At 70.1% G+C, this 11,111-nt stretch carries 9 protein-coding genes and 3 CRISPR repeat arrays (1 of these 12 running past the window's edge); of the genes, 3 read left to right on the forward strand and 6 right to left on the reverse strand.

Going from position 1 to position 11,111, the window contains the following annotated elements:
- The coding region (locus tag IF99_RS0118950; RefSeq protein ID WP_107048986.1) for a CRISPR-associated endonuclease Cas3'' at positions 1–2,275 on the reverse strand (2,275 nt) is incomplete at its 3' end.
- A 228-nt stretch (positions 2,276–2,503) separates the two neighbouring features.
- A CRISPR array of direct repeats spans positions 2,504–3,203; the repeat unit is 29 nt; unit sequence GTCCGCTCCGTACGCACGGAGGTGAGCCG.
- Between the two features lie 8 nt (positions 3,204–3,211).
- Between IF99_RS0118950 and IF99_RS35485 the strand changes: the two genes are divergently transcribed.
- Positions 3,212–3,334, forward strand: coding sequence for a hypothetical protein (locus tag IF99_RS35485; RefSeq protein ID WP_267882246.1), 123 nt, complete (start codon positions 3,212–3,214; stop codon positions 3,332–3,334).
- Positions 3,335–3,770: 436 nt separating this feature from the next.
- Here the strand turns inward: IF99_RS35485 and IF99_RS0118965 are convergent, their stop codons facing one another.
- Positions 3,771–3,953: a hypothetical protein gene (locus IF99_RS0118965; RefSeq protein WP_030997737.1), complete on the reverse strand. Its 183-nt coding sequence runs from the start codon at positions 3,951–3,953 to the stop codon at positions 3,771–3,773.
- Complete coding sequence (locus IF99_RS35775) at positions 3,950–4,393, reverse strand: hypothetical protein (RefSeq protein WP_420705685.1); 444 nt, start codon at positions 4,391–4,393, stop codon at positions 3,950–3,952. Before IF99_RS35775 ends, IF99_RS0118965 begins: the two co-directional genes overlap by 4 nt.
- A gap of 228 nt (positions 4,394–4,621) precedes the next feature.
- Here IF99_RS35775 and IF99_RS0118980 point away from each other — a divergent pair, with 228 nt between their 5' ends.
- Entirely contained in the window at positions 4,622–5,833 is a 1,212-nt protein-coding gene (locus IF99_RS0118980) for a hypothetical protein (protein WP_030997739.1), read from the forward strand.
- Here IF99_RS0118980 and IF99_RS0118985 read toward each other — a convergent pair.
- Positions 5,814–6,476 carry an HAD family hydrolase gene (locus IF99_RS0118985; RefSeq protein WP_030997741.1) on the reverse strand — a complete coding sequence of 221 codons (663 nt, stop codon included), beginning with the start codon at positions 6,474–6,476 and terminating at the stop codon, positions 5,814–5,816. The two genes, IF99_RS0118980 and IF99_RS0118985, sit on opposite strands and share 20 nt — an antisense overlap.
- A gap of 1,009 nt (positions 6,477–7,485) precedes the next feature.
- Between IF99_RS0118985 and IF99_RS34380 the strand changes: the two genes are divergently transcribed.
- Positions 7,486–7,656: a hypothetical protein gene (locus IF99_RS34380; protein ID WP_199806519.1), complete on the forward strand. Its 171-nt coding sequence runs from the start codon at positions 7,486–7,488 to the stop codon at positions 7,654–7,656.
- 76 nt (positions 7,657–7,732) lie between these two features.
- Positions 7,733–8,128: a CRISPR direct-repeat array (repeat unit 29 nt).
- Positions 8,129–8,328: 200 nt separating this feature from the next.
- On the opposite strand, the gene IF99_RS0119000 is transcribed toward IF99_RS34380, so the two are convergent.
- Both IF99_RS0119000 and IF99_RS0119005 read right to left on the reverse strand, forming a co-directional pair.
- Positions 8,329–8,601 (reverse strand): hypothetical protein, encoded by a 273-nt coding sequence (locus IF99_RS0119000; RefSeq protein ID WP_030997742.1) that lies wholly within the window; start codon positions 8,599–8,601, stop codon positions 8,329–8,331.
- Positions 8,598–8,891, reverse strand: a complete 294-nt coding sequence (locus tag IF99_RS0119005; RefSeq protein ID WP_030997743.1) for a hypothetical protein — start codon at positions 8,889–8,891, stop codon at positions 8,598–8,600. The genes IF99_RS0119000 and IF99_RS0119005 overlap by 4 nt, the downstream gene beginning before the upstream one ends.
- Before the next feature lie 635 nt (positions 8,892–9,526).
- Positions 9,527–11,111: a CRISPR direct-repeat array (repeat unit 29 nt; unit sequence GTCCGCTCCGCATGCGCGGAGGTGAGTCG) (it continues 336 nt past the right edge of the window).

The following is an 11,111-nucleotide window of genomic DNA, read 5'->3' on the forward strand; positions in this document are numbered from 1 at the left end:
GCCACACGAGCGCCGTACCACCCTCCTCCGCCACCGCCCGCAGCACACTGCGCAACGCGGCCCGGCGCCCCCCCGGACGCGGCCCAGGAACCCCGCCCCCACGCGCATGACGACGCCCCCGCCCCGCACGCTGCAACAGCAGCGCAAGCGGCGCCAGATCACTCACCACCAGGTCGAAGTCGAAGTCAAGCGACTGCTCCACAATCTGAGTAGCCACCAGAATCGACGCCGGCCGCGCCCGCAGACCCACCCCGGCCTCAGGCTTCCCGTACGCCACCTCACAACCCGCCGTGATCTCCTGCCGCAACAAGCCCGGAAACCGGGAATGCAACAACCGGATCCCACCCTCCTCACGCGCCAACTCCGGGTAGGCGGAGACAAGATCGCGGTACGTACACTGCGCCTCCGCCACCGTCGTACAGCACACGAGCGCCGTACCACCCTCCTCCGCCACCGGCCGCAGCACACTGCGCAACGCGGCCCGGCGCCCACCCGGACGCGGCACAGGAACGCCGTCCCCGACATCCCACGACACCCGGCGCACCAACAAGTCCAGCGTGCGCGAACGCGACGTCGCCACCGCACGCGCCGCCGTCACCCCACCCGTCCCCGCACTCACGAACAACCAGCCCGGATACGCCGGCTCCACCGCACTCGGCTCCGCGAAGCCCGCCCCCCTGCGGTACGCATCCACCAACGACGTCGCCGTCCGCCCCGTCAACGTCGCCGACAACAACACCACCGGCGCCCGCAACGCGCCCAGCCACTCCAGCAACCGCACCATCAGCGTCTGCATCCACGGCCCATACGCGTGCGCCTCATCCACAATCAGCACCTTGTCCGACAAACCGAACAACCGCAGCACGTTGTACCGCACCGGCAACACCGCCGTCAGCGCCTGATCAATCGTCCCCGCACCCAACGGCGCCGCGAACCCCCGCAACCGCCCGCCACGCAACCACGCGTCCGCCTCCACCGCCGTCACACGCCCCGCCCTGATACCGGACGAAGAGACGGGCGGCGCGGCAGCAGAGCACCGCACCGCACCCGGCCCGGACCCAGCCGACGCCTCGACCAGCCACGAATCCGGCGCGACAGACCCCGCACCGTCCTCATCCATGACCGTGCTCAACCACGACGACCCATGCAGCAGCAACAACGCCCGCTCCCCGTACATCGCCCGGTCAGCGAACCCGGCCACCCGCGAAAACATCGCATCGGCCGTCGCCATCGTCGGCAACGCAAAATACAAACCACGCGCCCCAGCCGCACGACCGAGCACAGCAGCCGCAAACAACGCCGCCTCCGTCTTCCCCTCACCGGTCGGCGCCGTCACCAACACCAGCCCCGACCCCCGCTCACCCACCAAAGCCGGCAACGTCTCCGCCACATCCCGCTGCAACGCGTTCGGCCGGAACGGGAACATCTCCTCGAACACCCCACCCCGCGGAAACATCGCACGCCCCAGCCGCGCCCCGCTCACCGCACCCGGAGCACACTCAACCGCCCGCGCGAAGTGGTCCGCCAAATCCGCATCCGACGCCCCCCACCCCTTGCCAGGCATGAGCCCCTCGATCCACACCGTGTCACTCGCGAGCCAGTCAGCAAGCACCACAAGCCCGTGCAACCGCACCGCCGACACCGCCGACAACTCCCCCACCGGTACCGCCCCGGCCCCCACCACCCGCCGCAAGGCACGCAAATGCACACGCCGCTGCTCCCCCCACCCCCGCTCCCCCAGCCCCGGCCTGTACTCAGAACCCTGCGCGGCCTCCCGCCTCGACACCACCGCGCCAAACCGCCCATGATGCCCACCCAGAAACTGCGCCACCTGATGCGCGAGGCTCTTGAGCTGAGACGGAGCCGTGGGATAACCCTCCTCAGCAAGCAACAACGTCAACGCCCAGTGAGTAGCCGCCTCATGCCGAAACTCCCTCAGCCTCTCCGCACCCACCGCCGCCCCATACCGCCCATCAGCCGCCACCCCACGGAACAACTCCGGCACCTGCGCCTGAAACGGCGGACTGATCTTCCCTAGATCATGCAAACCAGCCCAAAAAGCCAAAACCGCCCGCGCCTCTCCCGCCCCGACCCCCAACTCCCCAGCGACCTCCTCCCGCAGCCGCGCATCCACCAGGGTGTCCCACAACTCCCCGAACACCGCCGCCACATCCAGCAAATGACAGACCACCGGATATGGCCGCGAAAGCTGAGACTCCTTCCCCCACAACCGCACATCGACAACACACCCCGAAACCGCCACGTCGCGAGCCATGCCCACACAAGTAGCACCCCCCACTGACAACAGCTCCCACCAGCAAAAACGCCCTCAGCCACACCACCCAGGCCTGTCGCGACCCCACCCAGAAACCTCCACGACACCCCGCCAGCCTCGGCGAGAGAATCTGAGAGGCTGACCACGACCACTGAAGAGACAAGGGAAGCAAAGCCTCGAAATCGTCAAGGAATTGCAAAGCCGCCCTAACGCTGCAGCTCGGGAAGGGGCCGCTCCGTACGCACGGAGGTGAGCCGGTCAAGCGCGCGGATGTCGGCGAATCGGACGCGGCCGCTCCGTACGCACGGAGGTGAGCCGGGCGGATCGCGCCGACGAGCTGCTGGAACGCCGTCCGCTCCGTACGCACGGAGGTGAGCCGGACCACCCCCGGGTCCTGCTGGAAGAAGGCCCGTCCGCTCCGTACGCACGGAGGTGAGCCGTCGATGTGGGCCTGCTCCGGGTTGGTCGCGACGTCCGCTCCGTACGCACGGAGGTGAGCCGAGTGGCATGAAGTTGTCCGGCTGGTCGGTCATGTCCGCTCCGTACGCACGGAGGTGAGCCGCCCCCCGCAGCTCATCCGTACGCGGAGGCATGGTCCGCTCCGTACGCACGGAGGTGAGCCGCCCCAGACGCTCCTCGGCGCAGGCTGGGCAGAGTCCGCTCCGTACGCACGGAGGTGAGCCGGCCGAGACCGACCTGGCTCCGTTTCGCGTCCAGTCCGCTCCGTACGCACGGAGGTGAGCCGGTCTGCAGGAGGCCCGCCTCGCGGGCGGTGATGTCCGCTCCGTACGCACGGAGGTGAGCCGTCGCGGCGGAGTGCGCAATACGCCTCCTTTGCGTCCGCTCCGTACGCACGGAGGTGAGCCGACGCTGCCGTAGCTCTTCTCCGGCGGCTTCGCGTCCGCTCCGTACGCACGGAGGTGAACCGCTCCCCCGATGCGGTCGGTGTCGTGCGGCGCACGATCCAGCGGTGCGCGCGCGGCGAGAGAGACCCGGTACGGCGAACTCCTCCTCATCGCCTCCGCCCTGAGCTGCGAGGTGCGCGACCTGCTGCTGTGAGCCCCCGGCCGGACTTGTCCTCCGGCCGGGGGCTGCGGCGTCCCGCCCCTGACGGGGTGTAGGGCGGGAATCAGGAAGGCCCTGCCTACCTACGGGCGCCACGGGCCGGGACGCTCGGCCCGGGCGGCAGCCGCTCACGGCGCTGCGGGCAGGTCGCGTGCACCGAGGCGTCCGGCCGCGCCCCGGACATGGAGTCGCGGGATATCACCTCGACCTCCTGTCCGGGCTCGAAGGGGAGATCGCAGCGCTCACACGTGCCCGTTCGCACGGGACACCTCATCGTCGAGAGGCCAGGCGGGCCGCCAGGCGGACCGCCAGGTGCGGTACAAGGCCTCGGCCTCGGGGCATCCGGCGTCGCCGCTCCGGCAGCGGCTGCATCTGAAGGAGTGATCGCTGATGGCAGCGCGCGCGGACCGCTCTTCCTCTGGCATGCTCATCACTTCTCCCTGTAGGGCGTGAGCTGGTACGACTTGCGGCAGCGGGGGCAGGCGTAGAGGCGGCCCCCAGCGCCGGGCCCGGACGCGGTCTCGATGACCTCGATGAGCACGGGGTCGTCGGCGAGGCCCCTGTGCCACGCGCACCAGCCGATCGAGCGCGCGGGCGCTCCGGGCCCGGTCACCGGTCCTCCCTGACGTGGTGGCAGGCGCGGCAGGTGCGCGGAAACCAGGCGATCGAGGCGCCGCCGCTGGGGCGCCAGCGGCGTGCCCCGAGGTCGACGTCATTGAGCCCCGCCTGCACAGGCTTCCCGCACCACACACAGGCGGCGCCGCGCACCTGCTCGCCCGTGAGGGCGCTCGGGTGGGGAAGGGCGTCGGCCAGGGCGGCAGCAAGGGCGGCGGGGTCGGTGGGCAGCCAGGTCTCGGCGGGGCACACCAGCCAGCGGGGCCCTGGCCCGCTGGTGCGTCGCCCGGCAGGGAGCGGCGCGGTGGCCGGGTCCGCGCCCGCAACGTTCGCCCCCCGCGGCACGAGGAAGTAGACGCTGCCCGCCCCGTCGTCGATCGCGGTGCCGCAGCGGGCGCCGAGGATCTGGACGGCGGACAGGCCAATGCCTCGCGGCACGCGCACGGCAGATGCTGTGGGCGGCGCGGGCGCGAGATCAGGGGCGGTCTCCACGAGCACTCCCGGAGGTCGGTGGGCTACCCAGGATGGCCCTGCTCCGGAGATGAAACGAGGACTTATACAGGTCTTATTGCTGCCGCAAAGCGGGCTTTCGGCCCCCCGTGCGGGTGACGGTGGCGTGCTCGGCGGACTTCGCAGACACTGAAGCCCCGTCATCAAGGAGGATTGATGCCCAGTTTGGGGAACGCCCGCCTGCGTGCCGCGCGCATCGCGGCTGGCTACCCGTCCCAGCAGGCCCTCGCCGACGCGCTCGGTGTCGGCGTCCGCCAAGTCCGCCGCTGGGAATCGGACACGCCGCCCTGGCCCCAGGGCGACATGCAGCAAGCCCTCACTCGCCTCCTCGGCCAGGACCTACCCGCGTTGGGGTTCACCCCATCAGGCCCTTCCGTGACCCAGGCCGCCAGATCACCGCTCTCCGCTCCGGTGGCCGCGCAGGTTCCGACGCAGTCCGCGCGGGCCATCCAGCCCGCCTCGGTTGCCGCCGACTTCGCCGCCACGACGCGTGCGCATCGGCGACTGTACTGGTCGGTGGCCCCGTCCACCCTCCACCCGGCGGTCGTCGCGCACGCGGGGCTCGGGCACGCTCTCCTCACTGAGACGGCAGGGCAGACCCGCACGCTCGTTGCGAGCGCCCTTGCGGAGACGCATCTCCTCGCCGGGCGGATCGAGTTTTTCGACCTGCAGGAGCCGGACCGTGCGTCGGGGACGTGGCTGCGCGCCCTCCAGGCGGCCGGGGAAGCGGATGACGCCCTGCTTGGCGCAGCCGTGCTCGCGCACACCGCGTTCGTCCCCGGCTGGGCCGGAGACCGGACCGCCGCCGCTGAGCGCATGACCGCAGCCCGCACCTACGCGCGGCGTGGGGACGCGCCCGACGAGGTGATGGCGTGGCTCGACGCTGTGGAGGCCGAGTGCGAGACGCGCTGCGGGAACACCAGGACGGCGCTGCATCTGATCGGGCACGGCGAGGATCTCCTCGCGCACGGCACGGGCGAGGGCCTGCCGGAGTGGTTCGACTGGTTCAGCGCCGTGCGCCTCGCCGCGTTCAAGGGCAACACCCAGCTCAAGGCGGGTCATCTGCCGCAGGCGCGCGAGACGCTCCTCGCCGCGCTCGACGCTCTCCCAGCCGCCGAGGAGAAGCAGAGCGCTGTCCTCCTCGGGGACCTCGCCGCAGTCGAAGCGGAAGCAGGGCGCCCGGAGGAGGCGTGCGTCTTCGCGGCACGCGCGCTCGACCAACTCGCCCGAGCCTGGTACGCGGTGGGCATGGACCGCGTGCGGGAGGTGCGGCGCGCCCTCGCCCCGCACCAGCACGAGCCGTGCGTGCGCGCCCTCGACGACCGCCTCTACGACTGGTCGACCACCGTCAGTGCTCTGGCCCGTTGAAGGTCGCGATGCGAGGCGAAAGCTCCGCGAGGCTTTCGACGCGGAAGGTGGGAAGCTTCTCGGCCGCCTCCGTGCGCCACTGGATCGTCGCCCAGGGCCCCCGATGCACGAGCGCGGTGAGCATCCCCGCCTTCCGGGCGGGCGCAATGTCGTTGTCCACGCGGTCGCCGACGTACAGGATCTCGCCCGGCTCGACGGGAACAGCCTCGGCGACGCGGTGAAAGAAGGCCGGGTCGGGCTTGCTCGCGCCCCAGTCGTCGGAGGTGCCGATCAGGTCGACGTCCTTCGTGAACAGCTCGCGAAGGATGCGGCCCGCGCGGACGGTCTGGTTGCCCGCGATGCCGAGCCAGAGCCCATCCGCGCGCAAGGCGTGGAGGGCGTCGCGCACCTCCGGGTAGAGGTCGTCCTCGCCGAAGTGCTCGGGCTGGCCGGCGGCGGCGCGGCGCTCACGCTCGGCGTAGAGGTCGAAGCCGGGCTGGAACTCCTGGAAGACATCCCGGTAGTCGCGGCCCTGAGCGATGACGGCGCCGAACATGGCGGCGAAGGTGTGGCGGGGAACACCGAGCCAGTCGGCCCACGTGCCGTACTCCCGCGTCTCGTCCACCAGGCACTCACCGACATCGAAGACCACCGCTCGAATCATGCCGGTGATCCTACGGAGGCGATACCGGACGGGGTGGCCCGCTCCGCCGCGACTGGGGATGCGCGGCGGGCCGGGGTGGGCCGCATGAAGGCCGACCTCCGGAAGCGGTCACCTACGAAAAACCGTTGGTGGTGCTCAGGCTGCCGACTGGATACGACACTGGGGCGGCGGGTGATGATCCAGCCAACTCACGTGAGTAGATTAACCTCACAGACCACTGACTCATGTGAGTCGGTGGTCTGAACGTTCCGGACAGTTCGCCATCGAGGTCCGCTAGTCGACTAGCGGCGTGTCGGCCGAGGCTGGTCGTGACCAGCGAGTTCTATGTGCGCAGGAGCGCAAAACGTTTAGCGCTTCTTTTGAAGAATCTGCTCGCGAGCAGATGTTCTCCTGCGCGAGCGACTCACGCTGGTTTAGCCTTCTTAGCAGGGTCCTAAGTTAGGACACGCTGAAGCAGGGGGCGCGCTAAGCGCACCCCCTGCGGTTCTGTTGGCTCCGGAGTGGCCTCCGGTGCGGGTCAGTGCCTGAGCAGCTCGACCGCGAATCGAGCTGCTGAAATCAGGAATGACCCGAGCGCCAGGCCCCTCCGGGCCCAGCGCCGCCATGATGACGCCAGCGGCTTGCGCAGCAGGCGCTCCCAGCGCGACGGCTTCTTTGTTCCCTTCACACATACCTCCGATTCTTGATCACGGGTGCGATCAGAGGTACGCATGCAGTGACACGTCACCGCCTGAGAGTGAGCCTAGGGCGCGAGGTTCCAACGTGTCCCAGGAACCGAGAGGAATCACCTTCGGCTCTGCCTGAAAACGCACCACCCCCCGCATGAGGCGGGTCGCGGGGGCGAGTTACTGGCGCCACGGCGTGAGGTCGAGGTCGGCGGGCGGGTCCAGAGGCGGGCCAGCCGGGTTGTCCCGGCTCACCCACCCCATCGCCACCGCTCGATCACGTAGCTCGTGAGGACGCGACGCTGCGTGCGCTCGTCGCGCAACTCCCGGCCCAAGGCGACCGGGTGAGCGACCCCGAAGAGCTGGGACAGCTCGACAACCTGAAGTCGGCCGAGGAAGCGGTGGCCGAGCCGCCGGAGTTGCTGGCGAACTTCGGCCCGAAGGAGCCCGTACACGTGCCGCAATGGATCAGCTTCGAGGAATTCGGCAGGATGTTCGCCAAGGTCAAGCATTGACGTGGCAACTGCACACCCAGCGCCGGTACGCGGAGAACGAGGCCACCAACACCCACGCCTGGCTGCAGGTCGGGAAGGCCGCTCCGCATGCGCGGAGGTGACCCGGAGAGCGCTCTGGATCAGGCCCATGTGGCTGAGGCCGCTCCGCATGCGCGGAGGTGACCCGGCGCCCGCTTCCGGTTCCTCGGTACCTGCGTGGGCCGCTCCGCATGCGCGGAGGTGACCCGTTGTACCGCGCCGCGCGGGCGTCCTGCCAGGCGGCCGCTCCGCATGCGCGGAGGTGACCCGGCCGAGCACCGGCCGCCGCCCCGCGCCGAGCAGGCGGCTCCGCATGCGCGGAGGTGACCCGGACGCGCTCGGCGCTGTCGGCCTGCTGCTGCGGGCCGCTCCGCACGCGCGGAGGTGAGTCGGGCTTCGAGCATGAGCGCCATGAGGCGCGGCAGTCCGCTCCGCACGCGCGGAGGTGAGCCGGTCCCGGCGGGTGACGTCTAGGCCGATAAACGAAGTCCACGCGGGGCGAGTCGCAGAGAATCCCCGGAAGGCGTGCGGCTGCGCCCGCTCCCCGCCTGCGGGGATGAGCTGGAGGGGATGGCCACGTCTAGCCCGCGTGTCTGAAGGGTCACGCCGCGTGGCTGTCGTTCTTCCTCGTGCCTGGAGATGCTGTGTTGCTGGTCAGGGGCCGACGATGAGCCAGAGGATGAGGGTGGCGTTGAGATCTTCCGCATGCCGATAGACGATGCTTAGCCCTCTGTCGCCAGTCTGTTCGGGCAGCAACTCGTACGCGTACGTAGTGCTGCCGTGTCCGTGGTCGGGCAGCGGGCGGGCCCCGGGAAGAACCGACTGTTCTTCGAGGAGGCGGCGCACCATCTCGACGGCGGCCTGCTCCGGGCGGGTCAGCTCGCGAAGGATCTTCTCGGCGGCGTCGGAGTGAAACGCCAGGCTCACCTGCTGGTCTCGCTCATCTTGCGCCGGAGTTCCGCGTCGGTCTCGCCTGTGCTGCGAGCGATCGCGGTAGCCGCTGCCTGGTCCCGGTTCAGGAGGACACGATGCCGGTAGGCCTGGGTGATCTCGCGAACATGCGTGAGATCGTCGAGATCGGCCGCAGCCAGTTCCGCGTCGAAGCGGGGCAAGTCCCCGGGAAGCCCGTACCGGCGCAGCGCGGCACGGAGTTCAGCGAGCGTACGCATCGACGGGACACCCGCAGACAGCGGGCCATGCTCGGGCTGAGCGCTCACGACTTTTCCTCCTCCGTGTAGGGCCCCCAGTGTCCTACACACCTGACCAACCAGGCCAAGGAACAACGATCCCGAGCGCATTCGTCTCGCGGTGAGTCGGCCGACAAGCCTGACCAGTCCTGACCAGCCAAGTCCGCTCCGCATGCGCGGAGGTGAGCCGGGCACCATCGACCGCCGACCCATGCGACCGCCGTCCGCTCCGCACGCGCGGAGGTGAGCCACGGGGCAGTGGCGGGGGGCACGGTGCAGCAGCCGTCCGCTTCGCATGCGCGGAGGTGAACCGCCGGGCTTGGGTGTCTTCGCTCGCCGGTTGGAGTCCGCTCCGCAGGCACGGAGGTGAACCGGAGAACGCCTGGGTCAACGAAACATCGTTCGAGTCCGCTCCGCACGCGCGGAGGTGAACCGGACTACCGCCGGGTGCGGATCACCGGGGAACCATCCGCTCCGCGCAGGCGGAGGTGAGCAGTGGACGCCGCTTTCGATTCCGTCCCGCCGCAGTCCTGTGAGAAGGACCGTTTAAGGGTCGCGGCGCGGTATGTCTGACAGGCTGGAGTGAGGTTGTCGAGGAGGTCCGAGCACGCGTGAGGGTTAGTCAACTAATTGCAAAGGAGGTCTAACGTCGCAGGTCGGGAAGGGTCCGCTCCGCATGCGCGGAGGTGAGTCGGTGCAGCAGGCCGTGCCGGCGCTGGTTCCGGGGTCCGCTCCGCATGCGCGGAGGTGAGTCGTGGCCATACGGCGCCGGAGGGGTCTACGAACGGTCCGCTCCGCATGCGCGGAGGTGAGTCGTGGGCGAGCCAGAGGAACAGCAGGGTGTCGAGGTCCGCTCCGCATGCGCGGAGGTGAGTCGGTCTGGCGGACGGGCGGGCGCAACCCGCGGCCGTCCGCTCCGCATGCGCGGAGGTGAGTCGAGCGGCGCGTGCACCGCGGCTCGCAGCTCTTCGTCCGCTCCGCATGCGCGGAGGTGAGTCACGGCTGCTCGGAGCCGCGTACGGCTCAAAACCGTCCGCTCCGCATGCGCGGAGGTGAGTCGGACCGAATGGGGCGACGACCCTGGGCGGGCTAGTCCGCTCCGCATGCGCGGAGGTGAGTCGATCAACAGAGACGGAGGTGTGCGCCCCGAGGAGTCCGCTCCGCATGCGCGGAGGTGAGTCGGCGAGGACGGTGCCCCACGCGACGGCTGCGGTGTCCGCTCCGCATGCGCGGAGGTGAGTCGTGGTGCCTGGTCGCGCTTCCTGAGGGGGCGTCGTCCGCTCCGCACGCGCGGAGGTGAGTCGCCGTTCGCACGGGTCCAGATCGACGGGGAGGGGTCCGCTCCGCATGCGCGGAGGTGAGTCGCGCGGCTGGGACCTGTACAACACGACGCTTCGGTCCGCTCCGCATGCGCGGAGGTGAGTCGGTCCTGCGTTTCAGCGACCGTGAGGATGTCGACGTCCGCTCCGCATGCGCGGAGGTGAGTCATCTCACCGATGAGATACGAGGTGTGGACCGGCGTCCGCTCCGCATGCGCGGAGGTGAGTCAGGCCTGCACACGGTGATCGGCTGGCCGAGGATGTCCGCTCCGCATGCGCGGAGGTGAGTCGCGCTGTAGCGCCGCAGGAGCCGCCCGCACGCCGTCCGCTCCGCATGCGCGGAGGTGAGTCGGAGTGCGTCCCGGATGTCGCCGGAGAGGCGCCGTCCGCTCCGCATGCGCGGAGGTGAGTCGACATCGACGAGCTCCCGTCCCCGAACCGCCGCGTCCGCTCCGCATGCGCGGAGGTGAGTCGTGGGTGTCGGCCAGGCCCCCGAGGAGGGCCACGTCCGCTCCGCATGCGCGGAGGTGAGTCGAGGCTGACCGATGGCGGTCACCTGGTCAGGGGGTCCGCTCCGCATGCGCGGAGGTGAGTCGAACCGCGGCCGGGTCTGCTGCTGGGTGTTCATGTCCGCTCCGCATGCGCGGAGGTGAGTCGGTCCGGGCGGCCGGTCGTTCGAGCAGCGCGGCGTCCGCTCCGCATGCGCGGAGGTGAGTCGACGACGAGTGACCGGGGGAGTCGCCGGAATCTGTCCGCTCCGCATGCGCGGAGGTGAGTCGGCTCTGCGGGCGGAGGGGCTGACGCACGCGAGGTCCGCTCCGCATGCGCGGAGGTGAGTCCCGCTCTAACAGTTCCTCGCGCTGCGTCTCGATGTCCGCTCCGCATGCGCGGAGGTGAGTCGGTCCCCGATCCGGTACAGGACCTCGAACGG

The sequence above is a fragment of the Streptomyces sp. NRRL F-5630 genome (assembly GCF_000719475.1).
GTDB lineage: Bacteria > Actinomycetota > Actinomycetes > Streptomycetales > Streptomycetaceae > Streptomyces.

Excerpts from the sequence above, each read along its gene's own strand:
- IF99_RS0118985 (WP_030997741.1), bottom strand. The coding sequence starts at position 6,476 with ATGATTCGAGCGGTGGTCTTCGATGTCGGTGAGTGCCTGGTGGACGAG.
- IF99_RS35485 (WP_267882246.1), top strand. The coding sequence starts at position 3,212 with ATGCGGTCGGTGTCGTGCGGCGCACGATCCAGCGGTGCGCGCGCGGCG.
- IF99_RS0118980 (WP_030997739.1), top strand. The coding sequence starts at position 4,622 with ATGCCCAGTTTGGGGAACGCCCGCCTGCGTGCCGCGCGCATCGCGGCT.